The organism is Streptomyces filamentosus, assembly GCF_014654895.1.
Taxonomy (GTDB): Bacteria; Actinomycetota; Actinomycetes; order Streptomycetales; family Streptomycetaceae; genus Streptomyces; species Streptomyces filamentosus.
The window spans coordinates 228,210-250,019 of record NZ_BNBE01000001.1 but is presented as its reverse complement, the minus strand read 5'-3'; the positions used below and the strand labels follow the sequence as shown (position 1 = coordinate 250,019).

19 protein-coding genes are annotated in these 21,810 nt (G+C 73.0%); 14 read left to right on the top strand and 5 right to left on the bottom strand.

The features are described from left to right. The first annotated feature begins 6 nt into the window (after positions 1-6). The 3 genes from hydA to IE326_RS01285 all read left to right on the top strand — a co-directional run bounded on the left by hydA (position 7) and on the right by IE326_RS01285 (position 3,418). Positions 7-1,410, top strand: coding sequence for a dihydropyrimidinase (gene hydA, locus IE326_RS01295; RefSeq protein ID WP_150235376.1), 1,404 nt, complete (start codon positions 7-9; stop codon positions 1,408-1,410). Between the two features lie 11 nt (positions 1,411-1,421). Further along, positions 1,422-2,420: a TIGR03842 family LLM class F420-dependent oxidoreductase gene (locus IE326_RS01290; RefSeq protein WP_190040575.1), complete on the top strand. Its 999-nt coding sequence runs from the start codon at positions 1,422-1,424 to the stop codon at positions 2,418-2,420. A gap of 89 nt (positions 2,421-2,509) precedes the next feature. Beyond that, the gene (locus tag IE326_RS01285) at positions 2,510-3,418 is read left to right on the top strand and encodes a quinone oxidoreductase family protein (protein ID WP_190040574.1); all 909 of its coding nucleotides are present in this window, start codon (positions 2,510-2,512) and stop codon (positions 3,416-3,418) included. A gap of 100 nt (positions 3,419-3,518) precedes the next feature. Here IE326_RS01285 and IE326_RS01280 read toward each other — a convergent pair whose 3' ends face one another. Further along, entirely contained in the window at positions 3,519-4,190 is a 672-nt protein-coding gene (locus IE326_RS01280) for a ScbR family autoregulator-binding transcription factor (protein ID WP_150235370.1), read from the bottom strand. Positions 4,191-4,341: 151 nt separating this feature from the next. Between IE326_RS01280 and IE326_RS01275 the strand changes: the two genes are divergently transcribed. Continuing rightward, on the top strand, positions 4,342-5,319 hold the full coding sequence (locus IE326_RS01275; RefSeq protein ID WP_190040573.1) for a ScbA/BarX family gamma-butyrolactone biosynthesis protein: 978 nt from the start codon (positions 4,342-4,344) through the stop codon (positions 5,317-5,319). Here the strand turns inward: IE326_RS01275 and IE326_RS01270 are convergent. The 3 genes from IE326_RS01270 to IE326_RS01260 all read right to left on the bottom strand — a co-directional run bounded on the left by IE326_RS01270 (position 5,296) and on the right by IE326_RS01260 (position 9,367). Continuing rightward, positions 5,296-6,477, bottom strand: coding sequence for a cytochrome P450 family protein (locus tag IE326_RS01270; protein WP_229915159.1), 1,182 nt, complete (start codon positions 6,475-6,477; stop codon positions 5,296-5,298). The genes IE326_RS01275 and IE326_RS01270 overlap by 24 nt on opposite strands. Positions 6,478-6,972: 495 nt before the next feature. Continuing rightward, on the bottom strand, positions 6,973-8,211 hold the full coding sequence (locus tag IE326_RS01265; RefSeq protein ID WP_190040572.1) for a sensor histidine kinase: 1,239 nt from the start codon (positions 8,209-8,211) through the stop codon (positions 6,973-6,975). Positions 8,212-8,665: 454 nt separating this feature from the next. Further along, positions 8,666-9,367: a ScbR family autoregulator-binding transcription factor gene (locus IE326_RS01260; protein WP_150235364.1), complete on the bottom strand. Its 702-nt coding sequence runs from the start codon at positions 9,365-9,367 to the stop codon at positions 8,666-8,668. A gap of 297 nt (positions 9,368-9,664) precedes the next feature. Between IE326_RS01260 and IE326_RS01255 the strand changes: the two genes are divergently transcribed. Both IE326_RS01255 and IE326_RS01250 read left to right on the top strand, forming a co-directional pair. After that, on the top strand, positions 9,665-10,459 hold the full coding sequence (locus tag IE326_RS01255; protein ID WP_150236266.1) for a response regulator transcription factor: 795 nt from the start codon (positions 9,665-9,667) through the stop codon (positions 10,457-10,459). A gap of 128 nt (positions 10,460-10,587) precedes the next feature. Beyond that, positions 10,588-12,342 (top strand): acetyl/propionyl/methylcrotonyl-CoA carboxylase subunit alpha, encoded by a 1,755-nt coding sequence (locus IE326_RS01250; protein ID WP_190040571.1) that lies wholly within the window; start codon positions 10,588-10,590, stop codon positions 12,340-12,342. Between the two features lie 788 nt (positions 12,343-13,130). Here the strand turns inward: IE326_RS01250 and IE326_RS01245 are convergent. Further along, positions 13,131-14,066 carry a hypothetical protein gene (locus tag IE326_RS01245; RefSeq protein ID WP_190042292.1) on the bottom strand — a complete coding sequence of 312 codons (936 nt, stop codon included), beginning with the start codon at positions 14,064-14,066 and terminating at the stop codon, positions 13,131-13,133. Positions 14,067-14,493: 427 nt separating this feature from the next. Between IE326_RS01245 and IE326_RS01240 the strand changes: the two genes are divergently transcribed. From IE326_RS01240 to IE326_RS01205, 8 genes are all read left to right on the top strand, one after another. Then, complete coding sequence (locus IE326_RS01240) at positions 14,494-15,993, top strand: FAD-dependent monooxygenase (protein ID WP_229915158.1); 1,500 nt, start codon at positions 14,494-14,496, stop codon at positions 15,991-15,993. Positions 15,994-16,049: 56 nt separating this feature from the next. Continuing rightward, positions 16,050-16,712: a TetR/AcrR family transcriptional regulator gene (locus tag IE326_RS01235; protein ID WP_190040570.1), complete on the top strand. Its 663-nt coding sequence runs from the start codon at positions 16,050-16,052 to the stop codon at positions 16,710-16,712. A gap of 20 nt (positions 16,713-16,732) precedes the next feature. Next, positions 16,733-17,062 (top strand): TcmI family type II polyketide cyclase, encoded by a 330-nt coding sequence (locus IE326_RS01230; RefSeq protein WP_190040569.1) that lies wholly within the window; start codon positions 16,733-16,735, stop codon positions 17,060-17,062. 37 nt (positions 17,063-17,099) lie between these two features. Beyond that, a complete protein-coding gene (locus tag IE326_RS01225; protein ID WP_150235358.1) occupies positions 17,100-18,368 on the top strand; it encodes a beta-ketoacyl-[acyl-carrier-protein] synthase family protein in 1,269 nt (422 codons plus the stop codon). Next, the gene (locus IE326_RS01220; protein ID WP_150235357.1) at positions 18,365-19,582 is read left to right on the top strand and encodes a ketosynthase chain-length factor; all 1,218 of its coding nucleotides are present in this window, start codon (positions 18,365-18,367) and stop codon (positions 19,580-19,582) included. The genes IE326_RS01225 and IE326_RS01220 overlap by 4 nt, the downstream gene beginning before the upstream one ends. Positions 19,583-19,686: 104 nt before the next feature. Beyond that, positions 19,687-19,956: an acyl carrier protein gene (locus tag IE326_RS01215; RefSeq protein WP_150235355.1), complete on the top strand. Its 270-nt coding sequence runs from the start codon at positions 19,687-19,689 to the stop codon at positions 19,954-19,956. An 84-nt stretch (positions 19,957-20,040) separates the two neighbouring features. Next, entirely contained in the window at positions 20,041-20,826 is a 786-nt protein-coding gene (fabG, locus tag IE326_RS01210) for a 3-oxoacyl-ACP reductase FabG (RefSeq protein WP_150235353.1), read from the top strand. Positions 20,827-20,864: 38 nt separating this feature from the next. Next, a complete protein-coding gene (locus IE326_RS01205; RefSeq protein ID WP_190040568.1) occupies positions 20,865-21,809 on the top strand; it encodes an aromatase/cyclase in 945 nt (314 codons plus the stop codon). The last annotated feature ends 1 nt before the right edge of the window (position 21,810 follow it).

The following is a 21,810-nucleotide window of genomic DNA, read 5'->3' as shown; positions in this document are numbered from 1 at the left end:
AGTCCCGTGAGCACCCGAACCCTCGTCCGGGGCGGCCTCGTCGTCACCGCCTCCGACGAACTCCACGCCGACGTCCTGATCGAGGACGGCCGCATCGCCGCCCTCGCCGCCCACGGCTCCGACGCGGCGGCCCGCTGGACCGCCGACCGCACCCTGGACGCCACCGGCCGCTACGTCATCCCCGGCGGCGTCGACGTCCACACCCACATGGAGCTGCCCTTCGGCGGCACCTCCGCCTCCGACACCTTCGAGACCGGCACCCGTGCCGCCGCCTGGGGCGGCACCACCACCCTCGTCGACTTCGCCGTCCAGTCCGTCGGCCACCCCCTCCGCGAGGGCCTGGACACCTGGTACGCCAAGGCGGACGGCAACTGCGCGATCGACTACGCCTTCCACATGATCATGTCGGACGTCACCCCGGCCACCCTCCGGGAGATGCCGCTGCTCGTCCAGGAGGGCGTGACCTCCTTCAAGCTCTTCATGGCGTATCCGGGGGTCTTCTACTCGGACGACGGGCAGATCCTGCGCGCCATGCAGGTCGCCGCCGACACCGGCGGGCTGATCATGATGCACGCGGAGAACGGCATCGCGATCGACGTCCTCGTCGAACAGGCCCTGGCCCGGGGCGAGACGGACCCCCGCTACCACGGGGAGGTCCGCAAGGCCCTGCTGGAGGCGGAGGCCACCCACCGGGCGATCCAGCTCGCCCGGGTCGCGGGCAGTCCGCTGTACGTGGTGCACGTGTCCGCCGAGGAGGCGGTGGCGGAGCTGGCGGCGGCGCGGGACAAGGGCCTGCCGGTCTTCGGCGAGACCTGCCCGCAGTACCTGTTCCTGTCGACGGACAACCTGGCGGAGCCGGACTTCGAGGGCGCCAAGTACGTGTGCTCGACGCCGCTGCGGCCGAAGGAGCACCAGGCGGCGCTGTGGCGGGGGCTGCGGACGAACGACCTCCAGGTGGTGTCCACGGACCACTGCCCGTTCTGCTTCACGGGGCAGAAGGAGCTGGGACGCGGGGACTTCTCGAAGATCCCCAACGGCCTGCCCGGGGTGGAGAACCGCATGGACCTCCTCCACCAGGCGGTGGTCGACGGCCACATCTCGCGGCGCCGCTGGATCGAGATCGCCTGCGCCACCCCGGCCCGCATGTTCGGCCTCTACCCGCAGAAGGGCACCATCGCGCCCGGCGCGGACGCCGACGTCGTCATCTACGACCCGCACGCCACCCAGGTCCTGTCGGCCGAGACCCACCACATGAACGTCGACTACTCGGCGTACGAGGGGAGGACGGTGACCGGCCGGGTCGAGACCGTCCTCTCGCGCGGCGAACTCGTCGTCGACCAGCGCACGTACGTCGGCCGCGCCGGCCACGGCGTCTTCGTCCCCCGCTCCACCTGTCAGTACCTGAACTAGGAGGCCCCGCCTTGGACTTCGGACTCGTGCTCCAGACCGACCCGCCCGCCTCGCAGGTCGTCGGCCTGATGCGGCGGGCGGAGCGCAACGGCTTCCGCTACGGCTGGACCTTCGACTCCGCCGTGCTGTGGCAGGAACCCTTCGTCATCTACAGCCAGATCCTCGAACACACCACCAAGCTCCACGTCGGCCCGATGGTGACCAACCCGGGGACCCGCACGTGGGAGGTGACGGCCTCCACCTTCGCCACCCTCAACGACATGTTCGGCAACCGCACGGTCTGCGGCATCGGCCGGGGCGACTCCGCGATGCGCGTCGCCGGCCGCAGGCCCAACACCCTGGCCCGTCTCGGCGAGGCCATCGACGTCATCCGCGACCTCGCGGAGGGCCGCGAGGCCGAGGTCGACGGCAACCCGATCCGGATCCCCTGGGTCAAGAACGGCAAGCTGCCCGTGTGGATGGCCGCCTACGGCCCCAAGGCCCTCGCGCTGGCCGGGCGGAAGGCCGACGGGTTCATCCTCCAGCTCGCCGACCCCTTCCTCACCGAGTGGATGGTCAAGGCCGTCCGCCGGGCGGCGATGGAGGCCGGCCGGGACCCCGACGCCCTCACCATCTGCGTCGCCGCCCCCGCCTACGTGGGCGACGACCTGGCGCACGCCCGGGACCAGTGCCGCTGGTTCGGCGGCATGGTCGGCAACCACGTGGCCGACCTAATCGCCAGGTACGGCGAGCACTCCTCGATGGTGCCGGAGGAGCTGACGGCGTACATCAAGGACCGGCACGGCTACGACTACTCCCACCACGGCCGCGCCGGCAACCCCGACACCGCCTTCGTCCCCGACGAGATCGTGGACCGCTTCTGCCTCCTCGGTCCCGCCGAGGCCCACGTCGACAAGCTCCGCCGCCTCAAGGACCTCGGCGTCGACCAGTTCGCCGTCTACGCCATGCACGACGACCGCGAGGGCACCATCGACGCGTACGGATCCGAGGTCATCCCCGCGCTCCGCTGAGGCGTCCGGCGCGTCACCGGCCTCATGGCCGCCGCTCCTTTTGGGACCGCACCGCAGGGACGGCGGACCGTCGGGTAACGTTCCGGATCATGCTCGCGATACGGTTCGACCGTTTCGGCGGTCCCGAAGTCCTCACGCCCGTCGACCTCCCCGCCCCCGTGCCCGGGCCGGGCGAGACCCTGATCACCGTGGAGGCGGCCGGCGTCAACTTCGCCGACACCTTCCAGACGGACGGGTCCTACCTCTCCGCCGACCTGCTGCCGCACGTGCCGGGCAGCGAGGTGGTCGGCCGCACCGGCGACGGCCGCCGGGTCCTCGCCAAGGTCGCCCACGGTTACGCGGAACAGGTCGTCGCCCGGGAGGCGGCCCTGGTCGAGGTCCCCGAGGAGCTGGACGCGGCACAGGCCCTCGCCCTGTTCACCCAGGGGCTCACCGCCTGGCACCTGCTGCGCTCCGCGGCCCGGCTCGTGCCCGGCGAGAGCGTCGTGGTCCACTCCGCCGCGGGCGGCGTGGGCAGCCTCGCGGTCCAGCTGGCCCGGGAGTTCGGCGCGGGCCGCGTCCTCGCGCAGGCGTCCACGCCGGAGAAGGAACGGCTCGCGCTGGAACTGGGCGCCGACGAGGCCGCCCGCTATCCGCTGCCGCTGCGCGCGGACGTCATCCTGGACGCCGCCGGCGGCGCGCTCTTCGACCAGGCGCTCGGCTCCCTCGCCGACTTCGGACGGCTCGTCACCTACGGCAACGCCTCCCGCACCGCCTTCGCCGCGCTCGACCCGGAGCGGCTCGGCCGGCTCAACGCGGCCGTGGTCGGCTTCTGGCTGCGGCCCACCCTGGCCCGCCCGGGGGCCCTTCACGAACCCCTGGAGGAGCTCTTCGCCCTCGCGCTCCAGGGCCGGCTCCGTCCGGTGACCGGCATCGCGTACCCCCTCGCCGAGGCCCGCGCGGCCCACACCGACCTGCGGGAGCGCCGCACGACCGGCAAGGTCGTGCTGCTGCCCTGACCCGCGCGCGGCGGACACCGCGCCCACGGGGCGGGCCTCCCGCGCCGTGGGCGCGGAAGCGCTCCCGCCTCCTGGGGCGCTCCCGGGGAACGCGGCCCCGTCACGCGGACTCGGCGGCCTCTTCCGGAGCCGGCTCGGCCGCGTTCTGCGCGCGCGCCTGTTCGAGCAGCGCGTCGGAGCGGGCCGGAGAGGTGTCGACGCGCTGGAGGACGGCCGGCATCGTGATGCCCGGCAGGATCAGCTCGTACAACTTCGAGGTCAGACGGACGAGTTCCTGCTCGGTGCCGGAGGCCAGGGCCATCAGCTGCATGCCGGTGAACGCGCCCACCAGCACCTCCGCCGTCCCCATGGGGTCGACGGATTCGTAGATCTCGCCCGCCTCCTTCGCCTCGGCGAGCTGCCGGGCGGTGAGGTCCGTCCACATGGGCCAGGGGCCGCCGAAGAAGGCGCCCGCCCCCTGGTCGGCCGCCAGCCGGGCGGCGCCCCGCAGGATCGGCTCGTTGGGCAGGCGGCGCGACAGGAGCAGTCCCGTGTCCACCAGCGCCTGCACCTTCACCGGGTGGTCGACCGTGCCGGTCACCGCGTGCTCCAGGACCCCGCGGGCGAGTTCCTCCTTGGAGGCGAAGTGGAAGTACAGGGCGCCCTTGGTCACCTGCGCCTGGGTGAGGATCTCGGCGATGTTCGCCGCCTCGTAACCACGGCGGGCGAACACCTCCGCAGCAGCCGTCAGTACCGCGTTGCGCGTTCGGATAGCGCGTGGTTGTCGTGCCACCGCATGGCCTCCTTGCCATCTGTTGTTTGACCAACCTATGTACTGGCCGGGGTTGAAAAGAAAACCGGCTCGTCCGTATCTTACCGAACGAGGGGGTGACCGGAACCTTTCCGGCCACCGATCCGAACACGGGGGAACCATGATCGACGTCATGTCGCGCGACACCGAGACCACCCGCCCAGCCGTCCCGTCGCGCCCTGCCGCCACCTGCGCGCCGCCGTCCGCGGGGGTGCTCCTGCCGGCCCCGACGCCCTCGTTCACGCACCGCGTGGACGAGCGGGACGTCCTCGTCACCCGCTGGTGGCGCCGCAGCGAGACCGAGTTCTCCTTCGACCTGGACTGGTCGGGGGACCACTGCTTCTTCGACGCCGCCCCGGGCGCCGCCCACTCCGAGATGCTCGTCGCGCAGACGATCCGTCAGACGGGCCTCCTGGTCGCCCACGCCGGACTGGGCATCACCCGCTCCCACGAGTTCCTGATGGACTCGATGCGGTACGAGACCCACCCGCACCGCCCCACGGCGGGCCGCGCCCCCGGGCCGATGACCGCGACTGCCGTGTGCGTCCGCTCCGGCCGCCGCACCCTCGACATAGGGATCACCGTCCGGCACGCCGGCGGGGTCTTCCTCACCAGCTCCTCGCGCTTCGGCTGGGTGTCGAAGGACGTCTACCGCAGGCTGCGCGGCGCCTACGCGGCGGCCCGGCCCGTCCCCGCCCCCGCCCCGGAGCCGCCCGCGCTGGTGGGGCGGCGGACGGAGTCGGAGGTCGCCCTCGCCCCGGCCGGCCGCCCCGGCCGCTGGCTGCTGCGGGGCGACACCGGGAACCCGGCGCTCTTCGACCACGCCGTCGACCACGTGCCGGGCCTCGTCCTCGCCGAGGCCGCGCACCAGGCGGCCTACGCCTTCGTGGGGGACCCGGCGTTCTGCCCGGTCTCCACCGCCGTCACGGCCCGGCAGTACGTCGAGTTCGACGCCCCCTGCTGGATCGAGGCCCGCGAGGTGCCCACCCGGCGGCGGGGGGCGCGGGCCGTCGAGGTCGTCGGCGTCCAGCGGGGCCGGACGACGTTCAGCTGCGTCATCGAGGGCGTGCGCTCCCCGGCCTTCGGGTCAGGGCCGGTCTCCGGGGCGTGACGCGCCGGCGGGGCCCCGGCGGGCCCCGCCGGTCACCAGGGGCAGCTCCCGGTGGCCGTTGGAGATGAACGAGGCCAGGGGCCGCAACTCCGTGCCGGGCAAGGCGAGCGCGAGGTGCGGGAACCGCTCGAAGAGCGCCGACAGGGCGATGACGGCCTCCATCCGGGCCAGTGGCGCGCCCAGGCAGTGGTGCGCGCCGTGCCCGAAGGAGAGGTGGGTGCGCCGGGTCGGCCGGGTGACGTCGAAGGCGTCCGCGTCGGGGCCGTGCGTCCCGGGGTCCCGCCCGGCGCCGGCCACGGAGATCACCACCGCGTCGCCCCGTGGTATCACGACGTCGCCGAGGTCGACGTCCTCCACCGCGTAACGGAGCAGGAGGTGGGCGGCGGGCGGCTGCCATCGCAGCGTCTCCTCGACCGCGTCCTCCCACGAGGCTCCGCCCGCGCGGACCAGCGCGAGCTGGTCGGGATGGGTCAGCAGGGCGTGCACGGCGTGGTCGATGAGGTTCACGGACGTCTCGTAGCCCGCCGACAGCAGATGGACGAGGGTGTCCAGGAGCTCCTGCTCGTCGCAGCGGCCCTCGGCCTGCCAGGCGCGGACGAGCCCGCTGGTGAGGTCGTCGCCGGGCGCGCGGCGCTTCGCCGCCACCAGGTCGGTCAGCAGCCCGTACAGCACACCGGCGCAGTGCCGTACCTCCTCGATGTCCGTCGACGTCTCGAAGAGGCGGTCGAAGAGCGCGCACAGCTCGCCCCGCGTCTCCGCGGGCACGCCGAACAGCTCGCAGATGATCCGGGCCGGCAGCGGGACGGCGAACTCGGCGCGCAGGTCGAAGGGCTGCCCGGGCGGGAGCGCCGCCAGCCGGTCGAGCAGTTCGGCGGTGGCGTTCTCGACGGCGGGGCGCATGGCCTCGGTCCGGCGGGCGGTGAAGGAGGAGGCGACGAGGCCGCGCAGCCGGGCGTGTTCGGCGCCGTGCGCGGTGAACATGCTGCGGATCGACACCCACATCGACAGGGACCAGTCCGCGGACACCTCGCCGCTGATCCAGGCGGGCCAGTGCCGCTCGGGGTCCTTGGAGAGACGGGGGTCGGCGAGCAGGCGTCTGCCGGTGTCATGGCCGGGGACCGACCAGGCCGGGACCCCGCCGGGGAGTTCGATCCGCACGGCGGATCCTCCCCGGCTCCGGATGGCCGCCGTCTCGGCGTGTATGTCACGTCCTTGCGGGTCGAGGGCGAAAGGGCATGTCGCGGTCTCTGCGTGCAGGGCCACTTCGGTTCTCCCGTATCGGTGAAAGAGAAAGAGGGTGTGAGGAGACGCTGTCGGGGCTGGGCTGGGCTGGGCGGGTGCCTGGGCGCCGGTGCGGCGACCGCCCGCGGGTCGGCGGCCGGGATCCGGCCGCGGGGTACGCAGGGAGGGGCACCCCCGCCTGATCGGGCGGGGGTGCCGGGGTGTCGGACGGCCGGTCGGCGGTGGCGGTCCCGGGGGCGTCGGACGGTCGGTTAGTTGTGGTGGCGGTGCGGCCGGCCCCGGGACCGGCCCTCCGGCCGATCGCGGAAACCGCTCGACCGGTACGGTATCGGTCTCCCCGTGTGAGGGTTCCGGTGCGGAGGGTGCCGGTACGGAGGGTTCCGGTGCGGCAGGTGCCGGGGTGGGAGCGGCTCAGGGACGCGGGCGCAGCGGCACGTGGATGTCGACGGTGGTGCCCTCGCCGACCACGCTCTCGATCGAGAGCCGGCCGCCGATGTGCTCGACGCGGTCCTTGACCGACCGCAGGCCGTGGCCGCGCGCGCCGGGGCCGTCGAGGTCGGGCAGGAAGCCGATGCCGTCGTCCTTGACCCGGACGTGGCACCAGCGGCGGGTGACGCGGCTGGTGACCGTGATCCGGTCGGCCTCGGCGTGGGCGAGGCCGTTGCGCAGGCACTCCCTCACGGCGAGCAGCAGTTCGCGCCGCCAGGCGGTGGGCATCAGGCGCTCGTCGCCGGTGCAGACGACGGTCACGGGCGGCGCGTCGGGCGCCGCCCGGCCGGCGAGTTCCTCGACCGCCTGGCGCAGGGTGGGGAGCGCGGTGTCGTTGCGCAGCCCCGTGATGAGGTCGCCGGCCTGGCCGACCGCCGCGCGCAACGAGGCCGCGGCGGCGTCGAGGTGGCCGTGGCGGTCCTCGGTGCGCTGCGCGCACAGTTCCAGCAGGCGCAGGGCCTCCGTCAGCCGGGTGCCGAGCTCGTCGTGCAACTCGCGGGCGAGGCGGCGCCGTTCGTGCCAGAGGGCACCCTCCGCGGCGAGCGGGTCACCGGTCCCGCCGCCCGGTCCGGACGGCGAGGCCGCCGCGTGGTGCTCGCGGATCGCCTGGCTCAGCGGTTTGACCAGGGCGGTCGCGCGGGAGACGGCGTGGGCGGCCGGAGTGCTCGCCAGGACGTGGCGCAGGGCGCACTCGGTCAACAGGGCGCCGGCCGCGGAGGCGAGGGCGGGAGCCAGGGCGGGGACGGCCGGACCGTGGGGCACGATCCGGGGCGCGTCACCGGTGGCGATGGTCTGGGCGTCCTCCAGGACGCGCCGGGCGTAGACGTTCAGGACGGCCCGCACCGCGTCGTCCTCGGAGTCCGGGGAGGGGACGAGACCGAGCACGGCGTGCAGCCGCTCGTCGAACCGGCGCAGGACGGCGACGGCCTCGGTGGGGCGCAGCACCCCGTCCGCCGGTCCGTCGTCGGCCCGGCGCGGGGCGGGAACCGCCCCGCGGGTCCGGGACGCCGTCCGGTCCGCCGCCGTGTGGGCGACCCCGTGCGCGTAGGCCGGGGCGGAGCGCCGCAGCCCGTCCTGGAGGGCCGCGGCGAAGCCGCGCCCCACGAATGCTTCCAGCAGGCCGATGCCCGCGTGTTCGGAAGGAGAACCCGTCTCCACCATGAGCCCCCGTGCTCTAGGCCGGTGGGCGGGCCACCGGACTTGTCCGCCGTCGCGGGGACGGGCGGACCCTCCCCTCCGGCGCTTACGAAGAAAATAACAAACCGGATGGACTGTTTGTCAAGGAAGAGTGAGGGGGCCGGGGCGGGGGAGGGGTGGGTGGCTGGGGGAGGGGGTGTCGACCGAGTGCCCGCGGGGGCGGCCCGGGACGGGGTGACGCGGGTGACCGGGGCGGAGGGATGCGGGGCGTCTGGCACGGGGTGACGCGGACGTCCGGGACGGAGCGATGCGGGGCGTCGGACAGCGTCGGGCGCCGGGGCGGGTGTCGGGCCGCACCCGGTCGTCGAGAACCCGGCGTCACCGGACCGTGAACGGTCCGGTGACGCCGGGTTCTCGACGACCGGGTCCGAGGGTCCGAGAGCTCGGGACTCGGGGGCGGAGGGTGGTGCGGGGTCGCTCAGGGTTCCGCGGGGCTCCGCGGAGGTGTCTGCGTCGGCAGCGGCACGGGCGTCCGCAGGACCGCCCCTTCGAGCGCCACGGTGACGGAGTCCCGGCCGCGGGGGTCCACCGCCCGGAGCGCGGACGGGGTGGCGATGCGGGGCAGCAGCAGCCGCCACAGCACGGTCAGCGAGGCGCGCGACAGCCATTCGGCCTCGTCCCCGGCCAGGACCTCCAGCCCGGTGGTCGCCGCGACCACGACGGTGGCCACCTCGCGGTGCGACACCCCGTCGGCGAGCGCGCCCTCGTCGGCGGCCTGGGAGAGGAGCGACTGCACGCAGCTCTGCCACTCCTGGCGCAGGTTCAGCTCCGGGCGCCCGGCGGCGTCGCAGTTGAGCCGGTAGCCGGCCCGTACCACCACGTCCTGCTGCAACAGGCGCGCCAGGGCGTGCGAGGTGTCCGTCAGCGTCTGCAGCGCGTCGGCGTTCCGCTCCTGCGCCGCGCGCGCGGCGCGGCGCAGGGACCGGGACGCCTCGTTCTCGACGGCCTGGGCCACCGCCGCCTTGTTCTCGAAGTGGAAGTGCAGTGCTCCGGAGCTGACTCCGGCGCCGGCGCTGATCTCGGCCAGGCGTGCCTGCGCGTACCCACGTTGCTCGAACAGTTCGGCCGCAGAGCGAATCAGTGCGTAGCGGGTGCGGGCGGCCCGTTCTTGTTTGCTCACTCGTGGCTCCCGGAGGGCACCGCGCGGGGCGGCGGTGACTGTACCGGGGAATATACCAAACCAACTGCGTGGTTTGTATACCGTCAGACCGTCCCCTTGCGGGAGCGGGTTGCGAGACAAGAAGTGGACATGGTCTCCCAAACTGCCACTTTGCACCCCTCCTTGCGGTCGGTGCGGCGGAGTCGGCGCTCCGTCGGGGGCTGGTCAGGTCTTTGACAAACCGGATCGGCGGTTTGTAATCTCCCCATCGAAGGAACAACGGGGATGCGCCAATGCGCGGATGTGCAGGAGCGGCAGATGAAGAGGCAGTCCACAGACCTACTCGAGGCACGCGTACCGCGAGAACACGGAGAGGGGCGGGACGCTTCCGCTCCGCACGCGCCGACAGTGCCGTCCGCGCCGACAGCGCCGTCCGCCCAGGGCAAGGAAGCCCTGCGGGTGCTCGTCGTGGAGAGCGAGACGCGCGCCGCCGACTCCCTGGTGCAGGGCCTGCGCCGGCACGGGTACCGGGCGCAGAGCGTGGCCACCGGGAGCGCGGCCCTCCGGGAGTACCGGAACTCCGACCTCATCCTGCTCGACCTCGACCTGCCGGACCTGGACGGCCTGGAGGTCTGCCGGGGCGTCCGCGCCGACGCGGACACCCCGGTCATCGCGGTCACCGCCCGGGACACCGAACTGGACCGGGTCCTCGGCCTTCAGGCGGGCGCGGACGACTACATGGTCAAGCCGTACGGGTTCCGCGAACTGATGGCGCGGATCGAGGCGGTGATGCGCCGGGTCCGCATGCAGCCGGCGCTCGCCCAGGTCATCATCCGGGGTCCGCTGCGCATCGACGCGGGAACCCGCGAGGTCCGGCTCCACGGGGAGCCGGTCGACGTGACGCGCAAGGAATTCGACCTGCTGCACCTGCTCGCCTCCCAGCCCGATCACGTCGTCTCCCGGAAACAGCTGATGACCCAGGTATGGGAGGATTCCTGGTCGCGCCCCGGACGCACCATCGACACCCACGTCAGCAGTCTGCGCAACAAACTCGGCTCCAGCCGGTGGATCCTCACTGTCAGGGGAGTCGGGTTCCGCCTCGGAAATCTGTGAATTCTCCTCGAGGGGACCTCGCATTTCACCGAACCCTGTACTGGCGGAGGTTGATCCCTGAAGGATCGCTGGTCAAGGTGGAGGAAGTCATGTATTCCGTACCCGGACATCAGGAGAAGTGAATCGTCGTGCGCAAGGTGCTCATCGCCAACCGTGGCGAAATCGCTGTTCGTGTCGCCCGTGCCTGCCGGGATGCCGGGATCGCCAGCGTAGCCGTCTACGCGGAGCCGGACCGGGACGCTCTGCACGTCCGTGCGGCTGACGAGGCGTTCGCCCTGGGCGGTGACACCCCGGCGACCAGCTACCTGGACATGGGCAAGGTCCTGCAGGCCGCGAAGGACTCGGGGGCGGACGCGATCCACCCCGGTTACGGCTTCCTCTCGGAGAACGCGGAGTTCGCCCAGGCCGTGATCGACGCCGGTCTGACGTGGATCGGCCCGCCGCCGCAGGCCATCCGCGACCTCGGTGACAAGGTCGCGGCCCGGCACATCGCCCAGCGTGCCGGTGCCCCGCTGGTGGCGGGCACCCCGGACCCGGTGTCGGGTGCGGACGAGGTCGTCGCGTTCGCCGAGGAGCACGGTCTGCCGATCGCGATCAAGGCGGCGTTCGGCGGCGGCGGGCGTGGTCTGAAGGTCGCCCGCACCCTCGAAGAGGTCCCGGAGCTGTACGACTCCGCCGTCCGCGAGGCCGTCGCCGCGTTCGGGCGGGGCGAGTGCTTCGTCGAGCGGTACCTGGACAAGCCGCGTCACGTGGAGACGCAGTGCCTGGCCGACCAGCACGGCAACGTGGTCGTGGTCTCCACGCGTGACTGCTCGCTCCAGCGCCGGCACCAGAAGCTCGTCGAGGAGGCCCCGGCGCCGTTCCTGACGGAGGAGCAGAACGCGCAGCTGTACGCGGCGTCGAAGGCGATCCTGAAGGAGGCCGGCTATGTCGGCGCCGGCACGGTCGAGTTCCTCGTCGGCATGGACGGCACGATCTCCTTCCTGGAGGTGAACACGCGTCTGCAGGTGGAGCACCCGGTGACCGAGGAGGTCACGGGCATCGACCTGGTCCGGGAGATGTTCCGGATCGCGGACGGTGAGGAGCTCGGGTACGGCGACCCGGCCATGCGCGGTCACTCCTTCGAGTTCCGCATCAACGGCGAGGACCCGGGCCGCAACTTCCTCCCGGCCCCCGGCACGGTCACCCTCTTCCAGCCGCCGACCGGTCCGGGCGTCCGCCTGGACGCGGGTGTGGAGTCCGGCAGCGTGATCGGCCCGGCGTGGGACTCGCTGCTCGCGAAGCTGATCGTGACGGGTGCGACGCGTGAGCAGGCGCTCCAGCGTGCCGCGCGTGCGCTGGCCGAGTTCAGGGTCGAGGGCATGGCGACGGCCATCCCGTTCCACCAGGCGGTCGTCGTCGACCCGGCGTTCACCGCGGACCCGTTCCGGGTCCACACCCGGTGGATCGAGACGGAGTTCGTCAACGAGATCAAGCCGTTCGCCCCGGCCGGCGCGGAGGCGGAGGACGACGAGGCGGGCCGCGAGACGATCGTGGTCGAGGTCGGCGGGAAGCGCCTGGAGGTGTCCCTGCCGTCGAGCCTGGGCATGACCCTGGCCCGCACGGGTCTGGCCGCCGGCGCGAAGCCGAAGCGCCGGGCGGCGAAGAAGTCCGGCCCGGCCGCGTCGGGCGACACCCTGGCCTCGCCGATGCAGGGCACGATCGTGAAGGTCGCGGTCGAGGAGGGCCAGGAGGTCCAGGAGGGCGACCTGATCGTCGTCCTGGAAGCCATGAAGATGGAACAGCCCCTCAACGCCCACAAGTCCGGCACCGTCACCGGCCTCAACGCCGAGGTCGGCGCGTCGGTCACCTCCGGCGCCGGCATCTGCGACATCAAGGCCTGACGAGCACCGGACGACCCCCGCGCCGAAGCCCGCCGGCCGCGCGTTCCCGCAAGGTGGGTACGAAGCCCGGCGAGCGCCGGGCCCGGTGGGCGGACGGCGGCCGGACACGACGGCCGGCGACTGCCGGAGCCCGTAGGCGCGCGGGCGGAGGACACGGCATCCGTCGGAGTACGAAGCCCGGCGGACGTCCGGGCCGGAGGTGCGAAGCTCGCGGGCGCGAGGGCCGGCGGAGCGCCTGGTCCGGTGCGCGCGAAGCGCGTCGTGCAGGAAGCCCGGTGGGCACGAGGGCCGGTGGGTGCGTACCCACCGGCCCTCAGCAGATCTCCGGAGGCCCCCGGCGGGCGGCAACGGGCCCCCGATGGGTGGCAACAGCTCCCCAGCCGACGGCAACGGGCCCTCCGGTCGATGGCAGCGGCCCCCGGCAGGCGGCAACGGGCCCCCGGTGGGTGGCGGCGGACGCTCAGCCGACGGCAGCGGTCCCTCGGCGGCCGGCAACGGGCCCTCCGGTCGACGGCAGCGGCCCCCCGGCGGGCGGCAACAGGCCCCCGGCGGGTGGCAACAGCCCCCCAGCCGACGGCAACGGCCCCTCGGCGGCCGGCAACGGGCCCTCCGGTCGACGGCAACGGCCCCCGGCGGGCGGCAACAGGCCCCACCAGGCGGCAGCAAACCCCCGGCAGGCAACGCCAGGCCCCAGCAGACCGCTGCCGCGCGGACCGGAAGAGACCCCGCCCCAGGGGGAAGGCCGAGCCCTCAGGGCTCGGCCTTCCCCCTGGGGCGGGGCCGGGGGTTCAGCGCGCCGCCTCGGCCGTCGCTCGGCGGGCCAGCGTCTCGTGGACGTCCGTGGCGTGGTAGTACGCGCGGCCCCCCTCGTTGCGCCGGCGCCACTTGTCGGTGCTGGCGTGGCGGTAGACGCTGCCCATCGGCACGCCCCAGAGCCGGGCCACGTCGGCGGGAGCCACCCAGCGGGACGGTTCGGCGGCCGGGGCGTGCCCGCCGCCGTCGCCTCCGGCCGGGCGGTCGCCCCGGGTCCGCGCGCGCGGTGCCGCCGGGGCGCGGTGCCGCGTCGCGCCGTGCCGCCGGCTGAGCTGGAGCCAGCGGTGTCCCAGCCAGCGGTGGGAGGGATGCGCGTCGCAGCGGATCTCGGCCGGCTGCTCGGGCCGCTCCGGCCACACGACCGCCGTCAGTCCGCCCCCGCAACCCTGCTCCACGCACGCGCCGATGGAGACCCGCTGGCCCGGCGGCGGGACGACCGCCCGCCGGGCGCCGCGCGCCGTCCGCGCCACCTCCTCGGACACCTCCCCGGCCGCCTCGTGCGCCGCGAGCCAGGCCGCGTGCCGGACCAGGAAGCCGACGAGCGGGGCGATCGCGCGCCGCGGGGCCGCCAGTTCGCGCTCCTCGGCGACCCGGCAGGCCCAGCGGCTCAGGACCTGGAGGATCAGGGTGCGCGTCTCCACGGCCCGGACGTCGAGCGGGACCTCCGGCACCGTGCCGCCCCGGACCTGCTCACCGGTGCGGCCTGCGTCCCCGCCGAGGCGGCGACCGCACTCCTCGTACAGCTCCGACAGATCCCGCAGCTCCCGGCCCAGCCGTCCGCGGCAGGACGGGCACAGCCTGCTCCCCGCCACCGGCGGCCGGCGGGTCCGGCCCGCCGCCTCCCGGAGGCGGCAGTCGGTGCCCGCGCAGGCGGCCGTGGCCCCGGTCGTAAGGATCGTCCCGTGATGCACCGCATCCCCCTCGTGGTCGCTGGAATCGGTGGCGACGCTAATTCCGCCGCGCGGACGGCGGCAAGAGCGGAAAGCCAATTCTGTACGGCTTCTGACATCCTCCGAAAGGTTTCCTGTCGGTGAAGGGAGGGGAGAGCGGGAAGGTGTTCGGCGTTCCGTGCCGAGCCCCCCGGACCTGGCGCTCCGGCACCCCGAAGGGCGGTCGCGGGAGCACTTCTTGCATTCCTCTGACATTCGCCGCACCGGGTTCTGTGCCGGGCGGAAAGACATGACGAAAACTCACAGAGGCATGAACATGGGCCGGTTGAATTCACCTTTCCCGGCGGACAGGATTGTCATCAGCTTCCGCTGCTCTGCTCTGAGCACACGTCACTCCGGCACACGGGATCTCCCGCGCACCGGAACTCCCACCGAAGGAACCCTTGAGATGGCCGAGGAGAGGTACATGGACGCCGACGCTGCGGTGATTGTCGTGGGCGCTGGTCCGGCCGGGCTGACGCTCGCCGCCGAACTGCGCCTCGCGGGAGTCGACGTCATCGTCCTGGAGCGGCTCGCGGAGCGCACCGGCGAGTCCCGGGGCCTGGGATTCACCGCCCGCACCATGGAGGTCTTCGACCAGCGGGGCATCCTGCCCCGGTTCGGCGAGATCGAGACCAGCCGGCAGGGCCACTTCGGCGGCCTGCCCGTCGACTTCGGGGTCCTGGAGGGCGCCTGGCAGGCCGCCAAGACCGTGCCGCAGTCCGTGACCGAGACCCACCTGGAGCAGTGGGCCGTCAGCCTCGGTGCCGACATACGCCGCAGCCACGAGCTGCTGTCCCTCACGGACGGCGACGACGGCGTCGAGGTCGAGGTCCGCGGTCCGGACGGCGTCCAGACCCTGCGCGCCGACTACCTGGTGGGCTGCGACGGCGGCCGCAGCACCGTCCGCAAGGCGGCCGGCTTCGACTTCCCCGGCACGCCGTCGACGATGGAGATGTTCCTCGCCGACCTCAAGGGCATCGAACTCGAACCCCGCATGATCGGGGAGACCCTGCCCGGCGGCATGGTCATGGTCGGCCCGCTGCCCGGCGGCATCACCCGCATCATCGTCTGCGAGCGCGGCACCCCGCCCCAGCGGCGGGACGCCCCGCCCTCCTTCGACGAGGTCGCCGACGCCTGGAAGCGGCTGACCGGCCAGGACATCTCGCACGCCGAACCGGTGTGGGTCAGCTCCTTCGGCGACGCGACCCGCCAGGTCACCGAGTACCGCCGCGGCCGGGTGCTGCTCGCGGGCGACTCCGCCCACATCCACCTGCCCGCCGGCGGGCAGGGCATGAACACCAGCATCCAGGACGCCGTGAACCTCGGCTGGAAGCTCGCCGCCACCGTCAGGGGCACGGCCTCCCCCGAGCTGCTCGACACCTACCACAGCGAGCGCCACGCCGTCGGCAAGCGCCTCCTCATGAACACCCGCGCCCAGGGCCTGCTCTTCCTCAGCGGTCCCGAGGTGCAGCCGCTGCGCGACGTCCTCAACGAGCTCATCCGCTACGAGGACGTGTCCCGGCACCTCGCCGCCATGGTGAGCGGCCTGGAGATCACGTACGACGTCGGCACCGGCGACCACCCCCTGCTCGGCAAGCGGATGCCCCACCTGGCCCTGACCACCGGGGACCGCACCACCAGCAGCACCCGGCTGCTGCACTCCGCCCGCGGTCTGCTCCTCGACCTGACGGACAACCCCCGGCTCCGGGCCCGCGCCGCCGGCTGGTCGGACCGGGTCGACATCGTCACCGCCGAACCGGGCGAGGTCTCCGCCGACAGCGGACTGCGCGGCACCACCGCCGTCCTCGTCCGCCCCGACGGCTACGTCGCCTGGGCCGCGCCCGGCAGCCACCACGACCTCCCCATGGCCCTGGAGCGCTGGTTCGGCCGACCCCGCGCGCTCTGAGCCGGAGCCCCGCACCCCGCAACCGGTCCCAACCGCCCCCCTGGAGGAGCAACCCCATGGCCACGCCGGAAGCAACCGCCACCCGCCCCCCGCAAGCCGGCCCCGCCGAGCAGCGCCGCCACATCGTGCGGACGGCCCGGGACGTCTTCGCCCGCGAAGGCTGGACCCACGCCACCGTGGAGACCGTCGCGGACGAGGCGGACGTCGCCCCGGAGACGGTCACGCACTACTTCAAGGACAAGGAGCAGCTGCTGCTCTCCGTCCTGCTGGAGAGCGCCGCCGCCGTCGCCGCCTCGCTGACCGTCATCGCCGAGGAGCACCTGGTCGACGTCGTCGACCTGGAGCATGACCTCGCCGCCCTCGGCCGCGCGTGGCTGACGCCGCTGACGAGCTTCCCGGAGCACTTCGCCATCGTCCGGCACATCGGCGCCGAACTCGACCGGCTGCCCGCCGGGGTGCTGGAGATGTGGCAGACCGCCGGCCCCCGGCAGGCCCGGCGCGAACTGGCCCGCCGACTGCGGCGGCTGGCCGATGTTGGACTGCTCGACATCGCCGACGCCGACCACGCCGCCGACCGGTTCATCCAGCTGGTGGCGCAGGGCGTCGTCCAGCGCTCCTTCCACGGCGCCCTGAAGCTCCCGGACTTCGAGGTCGACGCGCTCATCACGGACGGCGTGACCGACTTCGTCCGGCTGTTCAGCCCCCGAGCCACCCCTTGACGCACGGAAAAGAGGAAGAGATGCACAGCACCCTGATCGTGGCCCGTATGGACCTCGCGTCGACCGCCGAAGTCGGCCAGCTCTTCGCGGAGTTCGACGCCACCGACATGCCGCACCGCATGGGCACCCGCCGCCGCCAGCTGTTCGCGTACCGGGGCCTCTACTTCCACCTCCAGGACTTCGACGTCGAGAACGGCGGCGAGCTGATCGAGGAGGCCAAGACGGACCCCTCCTTCGTGAAGGTCAGCGACGACCTGAAGCCCTTCATCACCGCCTACGACCCGAAGACCTGGCGCTCGCCCGCCGACGCCATGGCCACCCGCTTCTACGACTGGACGGCTTCCCGGTGACACCGCGACACGACGACACGAAGGGAGGGCGCGACCAGTGGGCCGCCGCGTAGTGATCACAGGGGTCGGAGTGCTCGCCCCCGGGGGAATCGGCACCAAGAACTTCTGGAGCCTGTTGAGCGAGGGACGCACCGCGACGCGGGGCATCACCTTCTTCGACCCCTCCCAGTTCCGCTCCCAGGTGGCGGCGGAGGTCGACTTCGCCCCCGAACTCCACGGGCTCACCCCGCAGGAGATCCGCCGCATGGACCGCGCCGCGCAGTTCGGCGTCGTCGCCGCCCGCGAGGCGCTGGCCGACAGCGGCCTCGACCTGGCCGGCTTCGACCCGCACCGCACCGGCGTCACGATCGGCAGCGCCGTCGGCGCCACCACCGGCCTGGACGACGAGTACCGGATCGTCAGCGACGACGGCCGGCTCGACCTGGTCGACCACACGTACGCGCCGCAGCACCTGTACAACTACTTCGTCCCGAGCTCGTTCTCGGCCGAGGTCGCCTGGGCCGTCGGCGCCGAGGGCCCCGCCACGGTGGTCTCCACCGGCTGCACCTCCGGACTGGACTCGGTCGGCCACGCCGTCGAGCTGATCCGCGAGGGCACCGCCGACGTGATGATCACCGGCGCCACGGACGCCCCGATCTCGCCGATCACCATGGCCTGCTTCGACGCCATCAAGGCGACCACCCCGCGCAACGACGACCCCGAGCACGCCTCGCGGCCCTTCGACGGCACGCGCAACGGCTTCGTCCTCGGCGAGGGCTCCGCGGTCTTCGTCCTGGAGGAGCTGGAGAGCGCGCGACGCCGCGGAGCGCACATCTACGCGGAGATCGCCGGCTACGCCTCGCGCTGCAACGCCTTCCACATGACCGGGCTGCGCCCCGACGGGCGCGAGATGTCCGAGGCGATCAACGTGGCCATGGCCGAGGCCCGGATGAACCCGGAGTCGATCGACTACATCAACGCGCACGGCTCGGGCACCAAGCAGAACGACCGGCACGAGACGGCCGCGTTCAAGCTGAGCCTCGGCGACCACGCGTACCGCACCCCCGTCAGCTCCATCAAGTCGATGGTGGGCCACTCGCTGGGCGCCATCGGCTCCATCGAGATCGCCGCCTCCGTGCTGGCGATGGAACACCACGTGGTGCCGCCCACCGCCAACCTGCACACCCCCGACCCGGAGTGCGACCTCGACTACGTCCCGCTCCACGCCCGTGAGCACCGCACCGACGCGGTCCTGACCGTGGGCAGCGGATTCGGCGGGTTCCAGAGCGCGATGGTGCTGGCCCGACCCGAGAGGAGCGCGGCATGAGCGCCAAGGCAGTCGTCACCGGCATCGGCGTCGCCACCCCCAACGGCCTGGGCGTGGACGACTTCTGGGCCGCCACCCGGGTCGGCAAGAACGCCATCGAGCGCGTCACCCGCTTCGACCCGGAGCAGTACCCCTCCCGGCTCGCCGGCGAGATCCGCGGCTTCGAGGCGGAGAAGCACCTGCCGAGCCGCCTGATCCCGCAGACGGACCGGATGACCCGGCTCGCCCTGGTCGCCGCCGACTGCGCCTTCGAGGACGCGGGCGTCCAGCCCGGCGACATCCCCGAGTTCGACATGGGCGTCGTCACCGCCTCGACCTCCGGCGGCTTCGAGTTCGGCCAGAACGAGCTCAAGAAGCTCTGGAGCCAGGGCAGTCAGTACGTCAGCGCGTACCAGTCCTTCGCCTGGTTCTACGCCGTCAACAGCGGCCAGATCTCCATCCGCAACGGCATGCGCGGCCCCAGCGGCGTGGTCGTCAGCGACCACGCGGGCGGCCTGGACGCCATCGCCCAGGCGCGCCGGCAGATCCGCAAGGGCAGCAAGCTGATCTTCTCCGGCGGTTTCGACGCGTCGATCTGCCCCTGGGGCTGGGTCGCCCAGATCGCCGGCGGCCGGCTGTCCACCAGCGACGACCCCGACCGCGCCTACCTGCCCTTCGACGCCGCCGCCGGCGGCTACGTCCCCGGTGAGGGCGGCGCGCTGCTGATCCTGGAGGACGAGCGGACCGCCCGCGAGCGCGGCGCCGACAACGTCTACGGCGAGATCGCCGGATACGGCGCCACCTTCGACCCGAAGCCGGGCAGCGGCCGGGAGCCCGGTCTGCGCCGCGCCATCGAGGTCGCCCTCGCCGACGCGGGCGTCGAGGCCGGCGACGTCGACGTGGTCTTCGCTGACGCGGCCGGCACACCCCGGCTGGACCGCGAGGAGGCCGACGCGATCACCGCCGTCTTCGGGCCCTCCGGAGTCCCGGTCACCGCCCCCAAGACGATGATCGGCCGGCTCTACTCCGGCGCCGCGCCGGTGGACGTGGTCACCGCCCTGCTCGCCATCCGCGAGGGGCTGGTTCCGCCCACCACCAACGTCGAGCTGTCGCCCGCGTACGACATCGACCTGGTGGTCGGGCAGCCGCGGCCCACCTCGATCCGCACCGCCCTGGTCCTCGCCCGCGGTTACGGCGGCTACAACTCGGCGGTCGTCGTCCGGGCCACGGACTGACCGCCCCCCAGGCCGCGCCGGCCGCGGCGCCCACCCCCCCCGCCGACGGCCGGCGCACCCCCACCTCCCGTGCTCCGGCACGTACGCCCCACGAAAGGACCCTCATGTCCACGCAGTTCACGATCGACGACCTCAAGCGCATCCTCCTGGAGGGCGCCGGCGCCGAGGAGGGCGTCGACCTCGACGGCGACATCCTCGACACCGACTTCGAGGAGCTGGGTTACGAGTCGCTGGCCCTGCTGGAGACCGGCAGCCGCATCGAGCGCGAGTTCGGCATAGCGCTCGACGACGACGTCTTCACCGACAACCGGACCCCCCGGGCCCTGGTCGCCGCCATCAACGAGACCCTTTCCGCCCTCGTCCCCCAGGCCTGAACCGGTCCGGCACCGTGCGGTGGCCGCCGGCGCGTCCCAGCGCGGCGGCCGCCCGCCCCACGATCCCCTTTGGAGAAGAGAGACATGTCGCAGCAGGACAAGCGGGTCGCCCTGGTCACCGGCGGGACCAGCGGAATCGGGCTGGCCGTGGCCCGCCTCCTGGCGAACCAGGGCCACCGCGTCTTCATCGGCGCCCGCAGCGCCGAGAACGTGGCCGAGACCGTCAAGCAGCTCCAGGCCGAGGGCCTGGAGGTCGACGGCACCACCCTCGACGTGCGCTCCTCGGCCGACGCCCGCGCCTTCGTGCAGGCGGCCGTCGACCGCTTCGGCACCGTCGACGTCCTCGTCAACAACGCGGGCCGCAGCGGCGGCGGCGTCACGGCGGACATCGCCGACGAGCTGTGGGACGACGTCATCGACACCAACCTCAACAGCGTGTTCCGGCTGACCCGCGAGGTCCTCACCACCGGCGGCCTGCGCCACAAGGACCGCGGCCGGATCATCAACATCGCCTCCACGGCCGGCAAGCAGGGCGTCGTCCTCGGCGCCCCGTACTCCGCCTCGAAGCACGGCGTCGTCGGCTTCACCAAGGCGCTGGGCAACGAGCTCGCCCCCACCGGCATCACCGTCAACGCCGTCTGCCCCGGCTACGTCGAGACGCCCATGGCCCAGCGCGTCCGGCAGGGCTACGCGGCCGCGTACGACGCCACCGAGGACGCCATCCTCGCGAAGTTCCAGTCGAAGATCCCGCTGGGCCGCTACTCCACCCCCGAGGAGGTGGCCGGCCTCGTCGGCTACCTGGCGTCGGACACCGCCGCCTCCATCACCTCCCAGGCCCTCAACGTCTGCGGCGGCCTCGGCAACTTCTGACCGGCCCACCCGACCGAACGACCCCAAGGAGCACGAGCATGACGCAGTCCGGCCTGCGCGAGGTGGAGCACGAGATCGCGATCTCGGCTCCCGCCGCCGCCGTCTACCGGCTGATAGCCGACGTGGAGAACTGGCCGCGGATCTTCCCGCCGACCATCCACGTCGACCACGTCGAGAAGGACGAGCGCACCGAGCGCATCCGCATCTGGGCCACCGCCAACGGCGAGCCCAAGAACTGGACCTCGCGCCGCACCCTCGACCCGGAGAACCTGCGCATCACCTTCCGCCAGGAGGTCTCGACGCCGCCGGTCGCCGCCATGGGCGGCACCTGGATCGTCGAGGCCCTCTCCGACACCGAGTCCCGCGTCCGGCTGCTGCACGACTACCGGGCCGTCGACGAGGACCCCGCGAACATGAAGTGGATCGACGAGGCGGTCGACCGCAACTCGCGCTCCGAACTCGCCGCCCTGAAGAAGAACGTCGAACTCGCGCACGCCACCGAGGACCTGACCTTCTCCTTCGAGGACACCGTGCAGATCGGCGGCTCCGCCAAGGACGTCTACGACTTCGTCAACGAGGCCCACCTGTGGTCCGAGCGGCTGCCGCACGTGGCGACCGTCCGCCTCCAGGAGGACACCCCGGGCCTCCAGGAGCTGGAGATGGACACCCGCGCCAAGGACGGCTCGGTGCACACCACCCGGTCGTACCGGGTGACCTTCCCGCACCACAAGATCGCCTACAAGCAGGTCACCCTGCCGGCCCTGATGACCCTCCACACCGGCTACTGGACGTTCGCCGAGAACGAGCACGGCGTCGCCGCCTCGTCCCAGCACACCGTCACCCTCAACACCGACAACATCGCCCGCGTCCTCGGGCCCGAGGCCACCGTGGCCGACGCCCGGGAGTACGTGCGCACGGCGCTCAGCACCAACAGCCGCGCCACCCTGAACCACGCGAAGAGCCACGCGGAAGCCAGGGCCTGAC